This is a genomic window from Streptomyces sp. TG1A-8, from assembly GCF_030499535.1.
GTDB lineage: Bacteria > Actinomycetota > Actinomycetes > Streptomycetales > Streptomycetaceae > Streptomyces.
In genome coordinates this window covers 6,845,125-6,860,708 of record NZ_JASTLB010000001.1, presented here as the reverse complement: position 1 = coordinate 6,860,708, position 15,584 = coordinate 6,845,125, and the positions used below count along the sequence as shown (strand labels likewise).

At 70.9% G+C, this 15,584-nt stretch carries 11 protein-coding genes and 3 pseudogenes; 6 read left to right on the top strand and 8 right to left on the bottom strand.

From position 1 onward, the window contains the following. The first annotated feature begins 67 nt into the window (after nucleotides 1-67). Nucleotides 68-1,087 (top strand): LacI family DNA-binding transcriptional regulator, encoded by a 1,020-nt coding sequence (locus QQY24_RS30475; RefSeq protein WP_301975910.1) that lies wholly within the window; start codon nucleotides 68-70, stop codon nucleotides 1,085-1,087. A 329-nt stretch (nucleotides 1,088-1,416) separates the two neighbouring features. Here QQY24_RS30475 and QQY24_RS30470 read toward each other — a convergent pair. From QQY24_RS30470 to QQY24_RS30445, 6 genes and pseudogenes are all read right to left on the bottom strand, one after another. Continuing rightward, nucleotides 1,417-1,704, bottom strand: a pseudogene (locus tag QQY24_RS30470) (ribose-phosphate pyrophosphokinase-like domain-containing protein); the annotation flags it as partial. A 101-nt stretch (nucleotides 1,705-1,805) separates the two neighbouring features. Then, nucleotides 1,806-2,459, bottom strand: a complete 654-nt coding sequence (locus QQY24_RS30465) for an HAD family phosphatase (RefSeq protein WP_301975909.1) — start codon at nucleotides 2,457-2,459, stop codon at nucleotides 1,806-1,808. Nucleotides 2,460-2,629: 170 nt separating this feature from the next. After that, the gene (locus tag QQY24_RS30460) at nucleotides 2,630-3,943 is read right to left on the bottom strand and encodes an MFS transporter (protein ID WP_301975908.1); all 1,314 of its coding nucleotides are present in this window, start codon (nucleotides 3,941-3,943) and stop codon (nucleotides 2,630-2,632) included. 84 nt (nucleotides 3,944-4,027) lie between these two features. Continuing rightward, nucleotides 4,028-4,588, bottom strand: coding sequence for a nitroreductase family protein (locus QQY24_RS30455; protein WP_301976402.1), 561 nt, complete (start codon nucleotides 4,586-4,588; stop codon nucleotides 4,028-4,030). A 65-nt stretch (nucleotides 4,589-4,653) separates the two neighbouring features. Beyond that, nucleotides 4,654-5,568, bottom strand: a complete 915-nt coding sequence (locus tag QQY24_RS30450; protein WP_301976401.1) for an arginase family protein — start codon at nucleotides 5,566-5,568, stop codon at nucleotides 4,654-4,656. A gap of 32 nt (nucleotides 5,569-5,600) precedes the next feature. Further along, nucleotides 5,601-6,185, bottom strand: a complete 585-nt coding sequence (locus QQY24_RS30445; RefSeq protein ID WP_301975907.1) for an isochorismatase family cysteine hydrolase — start codon at nucleotides 6,183-6,185, stop codon at nucleotides 5,601-5,603. 265 nt (nucleotides 6,186-6,450) lie between these two features. Here QQY24_RS30445 and QQY24_RS30440 point away from each other — a divergent pair, with 265 nt between their 5' ends. The 4 genes from QQY24_RS30440 to QQY24_RS30425 are packed head-to-tail and all read left to right on the top strand — an operon-like array spanning nucleotide 6,451 to nucleotide 11,987. After that, nucleotides 6,451-7,167, top strand: coding sequence for a hypothetical protein (locus tag QQY24_RS30440; protein ID WP_301975906.1), 717 nt, complete (start codon nucleotides 6,451-6,453; stop codon nucleotides 7,165-7,167). A gap of 34 nt (nucleotides 7,168-7,201) precedes the next feature. Beyond that, nucleotides 7,202-8,212: a hydrogenase expression/formation protein HypE gene (gene hypE / locus QQY24_RS30435; RefSeq protein ID WP_301975905.1), complete on the top strand. Its 1,011-nt coding sequence runs from the start codon at nucleotides 7,202-7,204 to the stop codon at nucleotides 8,210-8,212. Continuing rightward, nucleotides 8,212-10,518 carry a carbamoyltransferase HypF gene (hypF, locus tag QQY24_RS30430; protein ID WP_301975904.1) on the top strand — a complete coding sequence of 769 codons (2,307 nt, stop codon included), beginning with the start codon at nucleotides 8,212-8,214 and terminating at the stop codon, nucleotides 10,516-10,518. The genes hypE and hypF overlap by 1 nt, the downstream gene beginning before the upstream one ends. Next, nucleotides 10,515-11,987 carry a hypothetical protein gene (locus QQY24_RS30425; protein ID WP_301975903.1) on the top strand — a complete coding sequence of 491 codons (1,473 nt, stop codon included), beginning with the start codon at nucleotides 10,515-10,517 and terminating at the stop codon, nucleotides 11,985-11,987. The genes hypF and QQY24_RS30425 overlap by 4 nt, the downstream gene beginning before the upstream one ends. A 187-nt stretch (nucleotides 11,988-12,174) precedes the next feature. Here the strand turns inward: QQY24_RS30425 and QQY24_RS30420 are convergent. Next, nucleotides 12,175-12,650: pseudogene (locus QQY24_RS30420) on the bottom strand (DDE-type integrase/transposase/recombinase); the annotation flags it as partial. 245 nt (nucleotides 12,651-12,895) lie between these two features. Here QQY24_RS30420 and QQY24_RS30415 point away from each other — a divergent pair. Continuing rightward, nucleotides 12,896-14,461 carry an NACHT domain-containing NTPase gene (locus QQY24_RS30415; RefSeq protein ID WP_301975902.1) on the top strand — a complete coding sequence of 522 codons (1,566 nt, stop codon included), beginning with the start codon at nucleotides 12,896-12,898 and terminating at the stop codon, nucleotides 14,459-14,461. Between the two features lie 327 nt (nucleotides 14,462-14,788). Here the strand turns inward: QQY24_RS30415 and QQY24_RS30410 are convergent. Continuing rightward, nucleotides 14,789-15,106, bottom strand: a pseudogene (locus QQY24_RS30410) (transposase); the annotation flags it as partial. Between the last annotated feature and the right edge of the window lie 478 nt (nucleotides 15,107-15,584).

The following is a 15,584-nucleotide window of genomic DNA, read 5'->3' as shown; positions in this document are numbered from 1 at the left end:
CCGCCTCGCTGCGACCACTCGTGCTCCGGCGCCGGGGGCCCAGTCACCGCAAGGGGTCGGTACCAGGATGAGTGCATACCGTTCGCCGTCCCGTGCCGCCACGGCCAACGACGTGGCGCGCATGGCGCAGGTGTCGCAGTCGACGGTTTCGCTCGTCCTGAACGGCAAGTGGGAGGGCAGGATCCGCGAGGAAACCGCCCGGCGCGTGACGCTCGCCGCCGAAACCCTCGGGTACCGGGTCAACCAGGCCGCCCGCAGCCTGCGCCTCGGCGCCACCGGAACTGTCCTCCTGGTCACTCCGACACTGGGCAATTCCGCCTTCGCAGACGTGTACACCGGAATAGCCACGGTCGGCACGGCGAGCGGCATGGGCGTCGTGGTCTTCCCCTTGGCGGCGGAGGACGGGTACGGGCCCTTTCCCGCTCCGAAACAGGCGATCGACGGAGTCATCGCCTGTTCGATGCCCGCCGATGCCGTCGCCGATCTGTCCAGGGGACTTCCGCTGGTCGTCCTCGACGACGCCTCGGTCCCGCGGGCACCGACCGTCTGCATGGACGTCGGCCAGGGCATGGCGGACGCCCTGGCCCACCTGGTCTCCCTGGGCCACCGCCGCATCGCGCACCTGCGGGCGGAACGCCCCGCCTGGACGTTCGCCCAGCGCGCCAGGGCCTTCGACCAGTGCGTGCTCGGCCACCCCGGGGTGGAGGGGACGCGTGTCGTCTCCCCCCTCCTCCTGGGGGAGGTCAAGGACCGCATGACGGCCGTGCTGTCGTCCCCCGGGCGGCCGACCGCCGTCATCTGCGACGACGACACCATGGCCATGGGGGTCTACGTCGCGGCCCGGACCGCGGGACTCGCCGTCGGCCGGGACCTGTCCGTGGTCGGCTTCGACGACCTGCCCTTCGCGCCCCTGGTCGTGCCCTCCCTGACCACGGTGCGGCTTCCGCTCGGCGACCTCGGCCGCCGCGGCATGGAGATGTTCATCGAGCTGCGCAACGGCAACAGCGTCGCTCCCGTCGAACTGCCGGCGCGGCTGGTGGTCCGGGACTCCACCGGCCCGGTCCCGGCCGACCCGTACGGACCGTGACCGGCCCGCTCACCGCCGGCTGGCCGCACCTCGTCGGCGTCGTGTGCCAGCCGGAGGGCGACGTCCACGTGTTCGGGTCCGGTGCGGTGCTTGTCGGCCACCAATACGGGGCGGCCCAGTGCCGCGGCGAGCGCCCCGGCGTGCGCGGCGGCGCCCCGGTCGGGGGCGACGAGGACGGTCCGCGGACCGGCCAGGCCACGGAGCATGCCCAGGTGGAGGTCGCGCACGGGCAGGAACGTCAGCCGGGTGCGGCCCCCGGCGAACAGGTCGCGCACGAGGTCCTGCGCGCCCGACCCGAGGGTCACGATGTCCCCGAGTCCCGCGGCGGTCGCGAGGTCGGCGAGCAGGCCGGCCATGACGGGCCTGCGCTGGCCCGGCACGTGCCGGTCGTGCCGGGCGTACGCCAGGTGCGGCAGCAGGGCGACGACCCGGCCCGCGCCGTGCTCCCGGTAGCACCGGGCGGTCGCCAGCAGGCTCATGAGCGACAGGTCGGAGAGGCCGTGGTCGCCGGTCGTGGACTGGCAGAGCAGCACGGTCCGGCCGGCGGGATCGTCCGGCAGGTCCACCCGCAGCTCCCCGTCCGGGAACCGGCTCTCGAGGTCACGGTGGACTGCCACCTCCCAGCCGGCCCGGTGCAGGGCCCCCGCGACGATGCGCGCCTGACCGGGGAAGTCGGCTTCGAAGGCGCGGCAGACGCCGACGATGACGCGGGCGGGCGTCACGGCTGCCGCTCCCGCAGGGCGTACAGGGTGCGCAACGCCTCCCAGAGGTCGTCGCCGTCGTAGCGGCGGGCCGCCATGGCCGCCAGGTTCGGGGTGGCGTTGACCGCCACGGTCCGCGTCAGGGCGCGGAAGAGCGGGATGTCGGAGTCGGAGTCGCCGAAGGCGATCGTCCGCATCCCGTCGATCCCGAGCCGTCGCTGCAGCCGGCGCACCACCTCCGGCTTGTCCTCGGGATTGAGGATGTCGTCCGGGTACGAGGAGGCGAACACGTGGTCGAAGCCGGTGAAGCACTCCGCGAACGGGCGGGGGGCCATGGTGATCAGGCACGTGACGACCGAGCGGGCCCGTAGCCAGGCGAGGGTCCGCTCCACTCCGCCGATCTTGGGGCAGGCGTCGAACGCCCGCCGGTACAGGCCGGGGCCGGCGTGTGCCCACGAGGCCAGGGCGCGGCGGGCGAACTCGGTGCTGTCGATGAGGCCGTCGCGGTAGTCGCCCTCCAGGCGTTCCACCACGAGCGGGTCCTCGGCCACGAGCGCGATCTGCCGGCAGGCCGTGGTGCCCGGCAGCAGGGTGCCGTCCATGTCGAAGACCGCCAGCGCGGTCGGCGCCCACTCCGGCTCGTCGTCGGGGCAGCCGTGCGGAAGTGTCATGGCGCCCTCACACCAGGGGCGGCCGGTGCGGCCCACCGCGCCGGCGTGCGCGGACACGGCCGTGGCCGGACCGGGGACACGGACGCCGTCCGGGTGAGGTACCGCGGTACACCGTGGTGTCGTGCACGAGGATTCCCTTCGTGGAAGGAGGGGCGGGACCGGGGCGGCAGTCAGTCGGCGGACGCGAGGTCGCCGTCCGTTCCCCGCTCGGGTGCGCGGGCGAGGAAGGGGACGGACAGGCCGACCAGCAGGAAGACGACGGCGAGGGCGAACCAGCCCGCCGCGCCCGTGCCCACGACGAGGGTGGACAGCACTGCCGGGCCGGCCACGGTGAGGACCGTGGCGCCGAGCTGGTAGACACTCAGGTAGTAGGTGCGCTGCGCCTCGGGCGCGAGGCTGTACGAGATGCCCCAGCCCCCGGCCGACTGCCACAGCTCCCCGAGGGTGAGCGGTACGGCCGCGAGCAGCAGCAGTGCCGCCGCCCCACGGGCGTCCATCGAGGCGGTGACGGCCGTGAGCACGCTGAACACGGCCAGTGCCACTCCCGCGGCGCGCTGCTTGCGGCCCGCTCCGGTCGCGCTCTCGCCGCCCTTGCTCAGCCGCACCTGCAGGACGACCGCCAGTATCGTGTTCACCGCCAGGGCGATGCCGACCACGCCGCGCGGCGCGTCGGTGCGGCTGACGATCCACAGGGGAAGCGCCACCGACAGGATCGGCACGTGCAGGTACAGGACCCCGTTGGCCAGCGACAGCAGGAGGAAGCGCGGGTCCCTCAGCGGTACCAGCAGCGGCAGGCCCGGCCGGGAGCGCCCGGCGGAGGACGGGGACCGTGCCTCGGTCCGCAGGCGGGTCAGCAGCGCGGCGCTGCCGAACAGGGCCGCGGCGTTGGCGAGGACGAAGCTGACGTAGGTGTGCGTGCCGGCCAGTGAGATGACCGCGGTGGCGATGACGGCGGACAGCGTGTACCCCACGTTGCGCACGGCCGCGATCACGGCCATGGCCCGCACCAGCGATCGTTCCCCGGCCGTCGTGCCCGCGACGGACTGGATGATCGGTCCGACCGCCTGCTCGACCGTGCCGATCAGGCAGGCGACCGCGAGGAACGTCCCGAAGTCCGTCACGAACGGGTACACCAGGAAGCCGCAGCCGCGCCACACCTGCAACAGGATCAGCGTACGGCTGTCCCCGATCCGGTCGGCGAGCCAGCCGATGGGAATGGCGCAGAACACACCCAGCAGTGCCGCCGCGGACAGTCCGAGCCCCACCTGAGAGGCGCTCAGCCCGACCACCTGGGTGTAGAAGAGGGTCGACCCGGCGAGGAAGAACCCCTTCCCGAACGCGTCGACGAACGCGACGAGCAGGAAGGCCCTCCCCGCCCGCGAGTCCGGGAGCCAGCCCAGCATCCGGCCGGCCCGTCCGCGGCCGTTCCGCGCACCCGGCGCGGTGTCCGCCGCGCCGGGTGAATCCCCTGTCCGCGAACGCATGATCGGTGTTCTCCTCCGTGCTGGGTGACCGGGATGCGGACGGCGTCACGGACTGCGGGGCCGAACCGGTCCGGGCTCACCGGCTCAGGCGACCGGGCCCGTCACCGCGAGCGGGCCCAGGCGCCGCACGCGGTCGGCGACGTCCCCGACGCTCCGGCGCACGGGCCGCTCCGAGGAGTCGGACGTCCCGATGTCCAAAGCGCCCAGCAGCCGTTCTGCCGGACCGACGCCCAGCAGGTCACGCGCCGCCGGGCTCCGGCACAGCCGTCCGGTGCGCCACATGCTGCCGAAACCCCGAGCGTGTAGGAGCAACATCAAGCCGTACGCGACGGAGCTGGCCGCGGCCAGTTGTTCCCACTCGGGGACCTTGTGGTCCGTCAGGGGGCAGAAGATGAGCACCGCCTTCAGTGGTGCCCGCCTGGCCCCCTGTGCGACGCGGGCCCGTTCCCCGGGCTCCGCGTCGGCGGCCAGACGCGCACCGAGCGCCTCCAGCTCCGCGTCCCGCAGCAGCACCCAGCGCCAGGGACGCAATCTGCCGTGGTCAGGTGCCGCGGCGGCGCACTTGAGGAGGTAGGTGAACTCCCGGTCCGACGGGGCGGGGTCGCGGAGCGTGTGAATGCTGCGACGGGTCAGGACGGCCGTCACGACGTCCAAGGCGAGGCTCCTCAGCGAAGGGATGAGCGGATGTCGGGTCGGTGCGCGCACACAGGTCAGCCGCGGGCGGCCGCGATCCGGGCCAGGACCGCCGTGGTGAGGGCCAGGACCGCATGGCCGGTCATACCGCCGACGTCGTGGGCCGGCGCGAACTCGACCACGTCGTAGGCGAGGACCGGCTCGGGAAGCGCCTCCAGCAGACCGAGCAACTGCCCGCTGCCGATGCCGCCGGCCACCGGGGTACCGGTGCCGGGCACGCAGGAGGCGTCCATGACGTCGATGTCCACCGTGACGTAGAACGCGTCGACCCGACCGGCGATGTCCTCGAGACGGCGGCGGTACGCCGCGGTGGCGGCGGCCGGGTCGTCCGTGAAGGCGGCCGCCGACACCTCGCCGATCCCGTGTTCGCGGATGAACTCCACTTCGCCCGGGTCATAGGCGCGCGTCCCCACGAGCAGTACGTTCGCGGGATCGACGGCGCCGTCCGTGATGATCCGGCGCAGCGGGGACCCGTGCGAGAGGTGCGACCCCTGATAGCCGTCCAGGAGGTCCGGGTGGGCGTCGAACCAGACCAGTCCGAGGTCGCGCCCGCGCGCTGCGGAACGGACGATCGGATAGGTCACCGAGTGGTCGCCGCCGAAGGTCAGCACGGGGACGGACACCTCGTCGAACAGCGACCGGTAGGTCTTGCCCACCTGTTCGATGCTGCGAGGGAGGTCGAAACGCCAGGTCTCCACGTCGCCGAGGTCGAGCAGGTCCAGGTGGGAGGCGTCCCGGCCGCGGCGGTCGGTGGTCTTCAGCCGCACCGACAGCTCGCGCACGCGCGCCGGCCCCAGGGACGCGCCACCCGCACCTCCCGCACCGCCCTCGAAGGGCACGCCCACCACCACCACGTCCGGGTTCCCCGCCGCGCCGGCCGGCAGGGCGAGTCCGTTCCAGATCCGTGCGCCGGGGCGGCCGATGCTGTCCATCACGCGGTCAACTCCCTCGGGAACACGGTCGGCTACGGCAGGGCGGGCACGGAGAAGTCGAAGCCCGCGCCCTCCCGGACACGGGTGACCACATCGGCCATGGGAAGGATCACGGCGCAGTAGGAGGCGAGCCATTCCAGGGCCCGCGCCCGGTCCTCGTCCCGGGTGGAGACGACACCGTCGGACGGGACGACCACGTTGTAGCCGCGGAAGTGGGCGTCGGCGGCGGTCGTCTGGATGCACACCTGGGCCTGCATGCCGGTGATGATCACCGTGTCGACGCCGTGCTCCTGAAGGAACTCGTGCAACTTTGTCTCAAAGAAGCCACTGTCCTTCTTCTTCTCCATGACAACGTCGGAGGGGTGCACGAACTCAGGCAGCAGCTCCGCCCCTTCCGTGCCCCGGAGCACCGGAATCCGACCGTCGTGCAGTTCGACCTTCTTGTCACCCACGTCGTAGACGAGTTGCAGGTGGATGACCGGCACGTGCAGCTCGCGCAGCTCCGCCAGGAACCGGACGAAATGCGGAGTCATCCGCTCCACGTTCGCCTTGCGCTGCGGGTTCTTGTCGACCAGATCGCGCTGCAGGTCATTGGTCAGGATCGCGTATCGGGACATGCTCACTTCCGCCCGTGGAGAAGGGGCGCCCGCCCATTGCCGGCGCCCGGGACGCTTGCTGGTCATGCGTATGAGCGAGCCCGACTGTAACGCATGAAGTGCCGTGGGAGAACAGGAGCAATCCGACCCTTGCGGCACGGTCATGCGTATGACTAGTCTCGCCTCGGCTCGCACGACTTCTGTGCTGTCGCGCCCAACTGCCGGACTCGGCGGGCTCATCGGGGCGCGATCCCGTGCCCTTCCCTCAATCCACCAGAGGTGCAGCATGTCCGAGCGTCTGTCAGCCCAGATCGACGCCGTGAACGACGCGTTCACCAGCGCGGTGAAGACCAAGATCCTCGACAGTCTTTCCAGCCTCGACACGGAAACCCTGGAATGGCTGGTCATGGAGCACTACCAGTTCTCCTTCGCCAACAAGGACCTCCTCCTGACCGCCGTGGAGTGCACCAAGAAGCTCGCCGAACACGGGGTGTCCGCCGAACTGCAGCGCAACGTGGACGAGGAGGACGGCCACGCCCCGATGTACAAGCAGGGCATGCTCGACGTCGGGACCGACATGGACCGGCGCGTGGAGTTCCCGGCGACCACGGCGTTCCTGTCCGACGTGGCGGACCTGTGCTCACCGGACCCGTCCCGCTCCCTCGGCGCCCTCTACGCGACCGAGACCGCGGCGATCTTCGAACACGAGACCTTCTTCGAGATCTGCCGCGAGATCAGCGAGCGCCGCGGCCACGCCTACGAGGGCAGCCTCATCAAGCGGTTCCACGACATCCACCTCGACGACGGCATCGAGCAGGGGCACAAGGACGGCCTCGCCGCCTTCGTCGACCTCGACCAGAGCGGCCAGGAGTTCCCCGAGGGCGAGGCCATCGACCGCGAGCGGGTCCGCCGGGGAGCCCTGGACGCCATCGAGGTGATGCGGGTGTGGTGGGACGCCCTGCTGGAAAAGGCCATGCCGGAGCGCGTCGGTACCCCTGCCTGACCCCATCCCCACGCCGAGCGGAGAGGCCACGCGCGTGACAGAGAAGGTGCTCCTGGACCACGGAGCCGGCGGCGGGATGAGTCAGGAACTCATCACGGACACGATCGCCGCGATCCTCGGCGACACCTACGTCGGACAAATGGAGGACAGCGCCCTGCTGGAACTGTCCGGGACCCGGATAGCCATGACCACCGACTCGTTCGTCGTGGACCCCGTCTTCTTCGGCAACGGCGACATCGGCAAGATCGCGGTCGCCGGCACGGTCAACGACCTCGCGGTCAGCGGTGCCCGGCCGCTGTTCCTCACCCTCGCCGTCGTCCTGGAGGAAGGCTTCCCCCTCGACGACTTCCGCCGCATCCTGCGGTCCGTCAGGGACACCGCCCGGGCTGCGGACGTGAAGATCGTCGCCGGCGACACGAAGGTCGTCCGGCGCGGGGAGGCCGACGGGATCTTCCTGAACACCACCGGTGTCGGACTGCTCGAACGTCCCTTCGTGCTGTCCAGCCGGAACCTGCGGTGGGGCGACCGCGTCATCGTCACCGGCCACCTCGGAGACCACAGCATCCACATCCTCTCCCTCAGGGAGGGCCTGGGCTTCGAGCAGCGCGTGCACAGCGACTGCGCGGTGCTCAGCCACGTCGTCGCCGACGTGCTCGACGCGTGCGGCGACGGCGTGCGCTGCGTGCGCGACATCACCCGGGGCGGTCTCGGAACGGTCGTCAACGAGTTCGCCCAGGCGTCGTCGGTCTCCCTCCTCCTGGACGAACCGGCCCTGCCGGTGCGGCCGGAGACGGCCATGGCCGCCGACATGCTCGGCGTCGACGTGATGTACCTCGCCAACGAGGGCAACCTCTGCCTGGTCGTGGCGGCGGACCGCGCGGACGCGGCACTGGCGGCACTGCGGTCCCACCCGCCGTGCGCACGGGCCGCGGTCGTGGGGGAGGTCGTCGCCGGAGAGCCGGGGACCGTGGCCATGACCGGCACGGACGGCAGGGTCCGTCCCGTGGACCTGCTGTACGGCGCCCAGTTGCCGAGGCTGTGCTGATGGCCGCGGGTGTGCGCCGGACCCTCCGGGTGACCGGGTTCGTACAGGGAGTCGGCTTCCGACCGTACGTGTACCGCCTGGCCACCCGGCTGATGCTGGGCGGCTGGGTGCTCAACGACACCCGCGGCGTCACCATCCTGGTCGAGGGGCCGCGGCGGGCGGCGGAACGGTTCACGGAGAGCCTGCCCGAGCACCTGCCCGAACTGGCGCGCATCGACTCGTGCGCGCTGCTCTCCGAGGAACCGGTGGGCGACTGGACCGCCTCCTTCACCATCCGGCACAGTCGCTCGGACGGCGCCACGGGAGCCCTGGTCACTCCGGACAGCCACGTCTGCGGCGACTGCGTCCGGGAACTGTTCGACCCGGGCGACCCCCGCCACCGCTACCCGCTGATCAACTGCACCAACTGCGGACCGCGCTACAGCATCATCCACGGCCTCCCCTACGACCGTCCCCGGACCACCATGGCTCCGTTCACCATGTGCGCCCGGTGCCGCGCCGAGTACGAGGACCCCGCCGACCGCCGCTTCCACGCCCAGCCCAACGCCTGCTGGACGTGCGGACCACGGGTCCGCCTGCTGCTGCCGGACGGCACCGCGTCCGGCGAGGATCCCGTAACCGCCGCGGCGGCGATGCTCCGGGACGGACGCATCCTCGCGGTGAAGGCCCTGGGCGGCTACCAGCTGATGGCCGACCCGTCCCAGGCGGCCGTCGTGACCGAGCTGCGCGCCCGCAAGGAACGCAGCGCCAAGCCCTTCGCCCTCCTCGCGCGGGACGCCTCGACCGTCACCCGCCACGCCGTGCTGAACGACGAGGAACGTCGGCTGCTGGAGTCGCCCGGACGCCCCATCGTGCTGCTCAGGGCCCGTCCGGACACGATGCTGTCCCCGGACGTCGCCCCCGGCTCGCCGACCCTCGGCTTCATGCTGCCGGCCACACCGCTGCAGCACCTCCTCCTCGACGCCGTCGCGCCCGTCCTCATCGCGACCAGCGCCAACGCCCCCGACGAGCCCATGGCCCGTACCGAGGAGGAGGCACTGGGCGCGCTGCGGGGCCTCGCCGACGCCTTCCTCGTCCACGACAGGGACGTCCACATGCGCGTCGACGACTCCATCGCGCGCGTCGTGCACAGCACGACCGAGCCCAAGGTCACCTTCATCCGCCGGGCCCGGGGCTACGCCCCCGACCCCGTCCCCGCGCCGTTCCCGCTGCCCCCCGTGCTCGCGGTGGGCGCCGAACTGAAGAACACCGTCTGCCTCGGCAGTGGCGACTCCCTGTACCCCAGCCAGCACATCGGCGACCTGAAGTCACCGGGCAACCAGCGCTTCTTCGCGGACACCATCGACCACCTGCGGGACATCTTCGGCGTCACGCCGGCGTACGTCGCGCACGACCTGCACCCCGACTTCCACAGCACGCGCTACGCCCGCTCCTGCGCCGTGGACACCGTCGCCGTCCAGCACCACCACGCCCACATGGCATCGTGCATGGCGGACAACGGGCTGGACAGACCCGTCCTGGGTGTCATCTTCGACGGCACCGGATACGGCCTGGACGGGACCGTCTGGGGAGGCGAGTTCCTCATCGGCGACTACCGGGGCTTCGAACGACGGGGGCACCTGGCCCGTTTCCGGCTGCCCGGTGGCGACAGGGCCGTGCGGGAACCCGCCCGGGTCGCGATCGCCCTGCTGGCCCAGCACTTCGGCGCTGACATGGCGGACCTCGGGCTCGACCTGCTGAGCCGTCGCGACCCCTTCGAGGTCGAGGTGCTGGTGAAGATGACCGAGCGCGGCATCAACGCTCCCGAGACGTCCAGCATGGGCCGCCTGTTCGACGCCTACGCGGCGTTGCTCGGCGTCTGCGAGGAGGTCGGGTACGAGGGCCAGGCAGCCATCGAACTCGAGCAGCTGATCGCCTGGGACCACAGCTCGGCGGCCCCGTGGCCGCTGCGTCTGCGGGAGGAGGACGACCGGCTCGTCGTCGACCACCGACCGTGGCTGGAAGGCCTTCTGGCGGACGTGGGCGACCGTAGACTGAGCGCGGCACAGGTGAGCCGCACCTTCCACGAGAGCGTGGTGCACGCGGTGGTCGAGGTGTGTCTCCGCCTGTCCCGGGACAGCGGGATCCGGGACGTCGTCCTCAGCGGCGGCGTCTTCCTGAACCAGCACTTGCTGATCCGGTGTGAGCAGGAACTGACCGGGGCCGGCCTGCGGGTGCACACCCACAGCCGGATCCCCACGAACGACGGGGGCGTTTCGGTCGGTCAGGCGATGGTCGCCGCCGCCCGGGCCCGTGCCTCCGCATGACGAAGGCGGACATGGACGAGAAGCAGGTACGGGCGAGCCTCGACGAGATCGTCGGGCAGATCCGGCGGTACGTGCCGAGCATGGCACCGTACTTCGAGATCGGGGCGAGCCTGGGCGAGTACGCGGCCGAACTGCACCCGGCACACGTCGACCCGGTGCACGCCGCGCGGCAGGGACGGTTCGCGGCGGCGGTCGGCCGCGTCCTGGCCCAGGCGTTCGGCCCGGCCGCGCCGGCCAACCCGGTTACCGCCGCCGACGTGCGGGCCGTGAACATCGTCGACCACCACCAGTTGCTCAACCACCCGCTGCTGCTGGGCACGAACATCATCGCGAACGCGGACCGCCTGACCGGAGCGGGCCCCCGGCGCCCCGTCATCACGCTGTCGTGCAGCAACGTGGCCCCCGGCAACCACTACATGCGCGGCGGCTTCCGGTACCGGGGGGAAACGGTCGCGTACTTCGCCGCCAAGGAACACCGGGACGCGATGTACTACGCTCCCGTGCGGCCGTTCGACTTCGTGGAGCGGCTGCGCGCCCTCAAGCGCTGGAGCCGTTTCGGCCCCGACGAGCAGGAGTTCCTCACCGGGTACCAGGCCACCCTGAACGGCCTCGACCACGCGCACACCCACCGGCACCGCGACCAGCTCGCCGTCGCCCTACGGGCGACCTGGCCGCTGCTGTTCTCACCCGCGCTGCGACCGCGACTCCCCGAGCTGCTGTACGCCACGATGGAGGACGTCACGCGTGAGTGCCTGCTCGACCTGCTCCCGGAGGACAACGCCCTCTCCGCCGCGCTCCTCGACGCCTCCTTCCGCGGCCGGGTCCTGGACGCCTTCCGCGGCATCACGGTCGCCTGGGACGAGGCCGCCGGCAAGGGCACGCACTTCTTCTGGCGCCGGCGCCCCGGCCGGCGGCAACTGCTCAGGATGTACGTCGAGGGACCGGACCTCGTACCCGCCGACGCCCGGTTCCGCGATCTCAGGGTGCCGCTGGAGCGCGCGGCCCTCTGCGACCACCTGCGACGTGAGGAGATCATCCCGTCCGTGGCGCTCTGCGTGAGCGTCCTGCTCCACGCCGGCGTCAAGCCCCTGGTGGGCCCCGGCTCCCTCGTCTACACCACCCGGCTGAGGGACGGCTGGACCGATCTGCTACGGCGGCACGGCCAGCCGTCCGAAGCCGACCTCGTGGCGGGCATCGACACCGGGGGCATGATCGCGGGCACGCCCATGTTCTTCGCACGCGCCGGCGCGAAGGTCCGCACCCTGTACGCCGCCGACGTCTTCAGCCAGGGCGGGGTGTCCGAACAGTACGTGAAGTCGGTGCTGAACGCGCCGGTCAAGGACCTGCTGTCGGTCGGCTCCAGCGGTGTCTACGACCTGTTCCGCCACTCGTACATCCCCGCGGAACGGCAGCTGACCGAACGCGTCGGCTTCGACGAGGCCGCCGCCGTGGTCCACACGTGGCTGTGACCGCGTCCCTCCCGTCCCCGGCGCGCCCGGTACCTTCTTCCCGCACCTCCCGGCCCCGTACAGAAGCGGCGGGACGGCATTGTCACGTTGTCGGGCGTGTGTGGGCCGACGGTGTGCCGGGGCGTGGTGGAGCCGGGTCCCGGCTGTGCGCTCACGGCCCGGTGGCCGGGCTGGTGACGCCGTTGATCTACTCCCCGATCGCGAAGCGGCTGGTCGTCCCGGCTCGACATTCGGGTGCGGGCACCAGGCGGCGGGCCGGAAGTGGGGTGAGATTCCACTGGACGCGGATGGAGACCGCTGTGCTGCGCCCACGGAGCGCCCGGCCTTTCATCGCCCGTCCACGCTGCCTCGTTGGCTGGTGGCTGTTCTCCGCCGGTTGTTCGGTACCTCGACTGCCGGTGCTCGACGAAGACATGCCCTCGCGGTGGGCCGCGCCGTAGGAACGGGCTTGCCGGTGACGACCACTCGCGGCACCGCACCGGCCCTCTTCATCAGCCTGCGCGGAAATCACCTGGCCGCGGCCTTGCCCCGGCGGTCCTGCACGAGGATGTCCAGGACGTCGCCGTCCTGGTCGACGGCCCGCCACAGGTACTTCTGTTCTCCATGGGTTTTGATGAAGACCTCGTCCGGGTGCCGTGTGTCACCAGGCCTGCGGCGCAGCGCGTCCGGCCCAATTGACACCCGTCGAGTACGAAACCCCCATGGCCCCCTCACCCAGCAGTCGCTGCATGAACCCCGACTGTCACCCGATGACGCGGCAGTCCTCGACGACTCCTGAAGGACCGGCTCCTTCATCGACGTGACTTGTCTCCGGATCGTCACGGTCCGGTGGCAGTCGGAGTGAGTGCCTGACCGGGCAGCATGGTGTGGGGAGGATGCCCCCCATGGTGAGATCTCGTACGCGCCGCGTGGGTCTGATCTTTCTTGGGACGCTGATCACGAGCCTGACGCTGGCACTGTGGCTGTCCAAACACTTCCATGCGGCGTCCATGGCCGTCACCCTCATGGGGGTAGTGCTCACCGCGCCCGGCACCGTCTTGGCCTGGTTCGCCTACCGCGGCGACCGCGATGAGGCGGCCTCGGACCTGGACGCGAAGGCCAGAGTCCTGGCGGCGGCGGTCCTCGCTTCCGAGACGGACCAAGTTCAGCAGCTGCTCGGCCTGGGCGGCCACCGTATCGATCTGGCGTTCCGTTACCATCCGGACCCGGCCAACAACGCGTCCGGCGCCGAGCCCCAGGGTCGTCTCAGCGATGTACTGCGCTACTACCGGCGGTTGCAGCCCACCCGACTGGTCATCACCGGCGAACCCGGTGCCGGCAAAACTCTGCTCGCCCTGCACCTGCTACTCGCCGTCCTGGCCGACCCTGCCCGCACGAACACCGATCCAGTCCCGGTCCGTCTCTCACTCACCAGCTGGGACACCGTGCAACCGCTGCGCTGGTGGATCGCCGAGCAAATCAGCGAACGCTTCCGTGCCCGGGGCATCACCCCCGCCGATGCCCGCGCCCTGGTCGACCAGCATCGGATCCTGCCCGTCATGGACGGCCTGGACGAGATGGACCCCGACGGCACCCCCGTCGGCCGCCGCCGCGCCGCCCGGGTCATGGACCAGCTCAACGCCTACCAGAACGCCCTCAGCAGCGCGCCGGTCATCCTGACCTGCCGCACCGCGCAGTACACGGATCTGGCAGCCGTGGACGTACGCCTGCGCGAGGCCGCCCGCGTCCAAATCGACCCCGTCGATCACAACCAGGCCAACGCCTACCTCACCGCCCGCACCACCAATCCCCGGCGCTGGCAACCCGTCTACAACACCCTGGCCACAGATCCCGACAGCATCCTGGCCCACTCCTTGGACACCCCGTGGCGGCTCAACCTGGCCGTCACCGTCTACGAGCAACGTCACCCCGACACCCTCGCCTGCCTCCGGGATCCCGCCGACCTCGGGCTGGCGGGTGCACTGACGAGCGGGCTGGCGGGCACGGTGAGGTTCGGGCTGGCGGGCGCGCTCGCCTTGGGGCTGGCCGGCGCTGTAACGAGCGGACTGATGCTGGGGCTGACCGATTCCGCGGCAAACACCGCCTCGCGTACCAGCATCGCGCCGCCCACCGACCCCCGCCACCCCGTCAGAGACGATCTCCAATTCGGATTGATGATCATGCTGGGGGCTGCACTGACGGGCGGACTGACGTTCGGGACAACACTCGGGCCGACGAGCGGCGTAACGGGCGGGCTGGCGGTTGGGCTGACGTGGGGCATGTACCTGCAAGGGGGCGCCGGCCGCCGCTATCTGGTGTTCCTGTGTTGCCCCAGAGGCCGACTCCCCTGGAGACTCGGCACTTTCCTCCACCAGGCCTACCAAACGGGACTTCTGCGCATCTCTGGCATGGCCTACCAGTTCCGTCACCGGGAACTCCAGGACTGGCTCGTCGACCATCCTCAGGTGCAGTCCTCCCTGACCGGTCCCGACTGAGGCACCCGGTCTGTCGGGCACCAGGTTCGGTGACTGCCTTGCACGGAAGCGGCCTTCGGCCGAGCATGTGCTCCGAATCAGCGCTTGCCCGGGGGCTGTCCCGTAATTACCGGTCATGGAGCCGACCAGGGTGCGAAAACTCCGTGGCTGCCGAGTTCGCGGTGCCGGTATCGTCCGGTCTCCCGATCCGCCGAACCGGTGGCCTACGTTTCAGGGAGCGATGCGGATGGGCAGCCAGCACACCTGGTGACCGCGCTGCGACGCAAGGGTGCGGACACGGTCCGCAGGGCTCGGCCGTGGGGCCTGTCCTTGGAGGACCCGGTGCTGCCGGTCGCGGTTCACCAGCCTCGATCTTGCATGACGGTCCGCCGGAGGAGTCGGTGCACCGTTTCGCCTTCCGTGGCTGATAATGGGCATGTTGGCGGCCCGGGTGCCGCGTCGGATGGGCACCGGGCCGAGCGCGACCGCCAGCGCGAGGTCCAGGAGGACCTCGCCCGGATCGTGGACGGCCCGCGGCTTGTGCCAGGGGGCGAGTGCCGCGGAGACGGCCCGGTCAAGGCCGATCTTGCGGGCCGTCTCGACCAGCAGGACCGAACCGGCCTGCGGGACCACGGCTCGGCCGTGGTCCCGGACACGGACACGCAGGTGGGACCCGGTGGGCTGCTCCGCTTGGAAAGCGCCTCCGCAGGGGCGGGAACAAGGACTTCGGCAATCCTCGTTCTCGCTGCTCAGAGGCGCTTTTCTCCTGTCTGACCGCCTGTCGGACAGCTCGCTTCATGAAAGCGCGAGGATAACGCTAGGGTGACAGGCGCCTGACGGTTGCCCGTCCCAGGCGGCCAGGTTGTCCGTAAAGAATCTGTTCGCACACGTACAGGATCCTTCAGCAACTTCGGTCCAGCGCCCGACGACGACGTCGCCCTGCTCCTGCCGAGCGCGCCGACGTGGTGAGAGAAAGGTACGTGTGTTCCATGTACAGCGCTCGCCAGCGCATTGGTACCACGCTTGTCGCACCCAAGCCGCACCTTGGTAAGATTCACGCCACGAGCCGTCTCCCGGGGCACCCGTCCAGGATCCGGACCGGGTCCGGTCGGCTTCGCCTGGCCTCAGGGGTGGCCCCGCGGGA

Excerpts from the sequence above, each read along its gene's own strand:
- QQY24_RS30475 (WP_301975910.1), top strand. The coding sequence starts at position 68 with ATGAGTGCATACCGTTCGCCGTCCCGTGCCGCCACGGCCAACGACGTG.
- QQY24_RS30465 (WP_301975909.1), bottom strand. The coding sequence starts at position 2,459 with ATGACACTTCCGCACGGCTGCCCCGACGACGAGCCGGAGTGGGCGCCG.
- QQY24_RS30460 (WP_301975908.1), bottom strand. The coding sequence starts at position 3,943 with ATGCGTTCGCGGACAGGGGATTCACCCGGCGCGGCGGACACCGCGCCG.
- QQY24_RS30450 (WP_301976401.1), bottom strand. The coding sequence starts at position 5,568 with ATGGACAGCATCGGCCGCCCCGGCGCACGGATCTGGAACGGACTCGCC.
- QQY24_RS30445 (WP_301975907.1), bottom strand. The coding sequence starts at position 6,185 with ATGTCCCGATACGCGATCCTGACCAATGACCTGCAGCGCGATCTGGTC.
- QQY24_RS30440 (WP_301975906.1), top strand. The coding sequence starts at position 6,451 with ATGTCCGAGCGTCTGTCAGCCCAGATCGACGCCGTGAACGACGCGTTC.
- hypF (WP_301975904.1), top strand. The coding sequence starts at position 8,212 with ATGGCCGCGGGTGTGCGCCGGACCCTCCGGGTGACCGGGTTCGTACAG.
- QQY24_RS30425 (WP_301975903.1), top strand. The coding sequence starts at position 10,515 with ATGACGAAGGCGGACATGGACGAGAAGCAGGTACGGGCGAGCCTCGAC.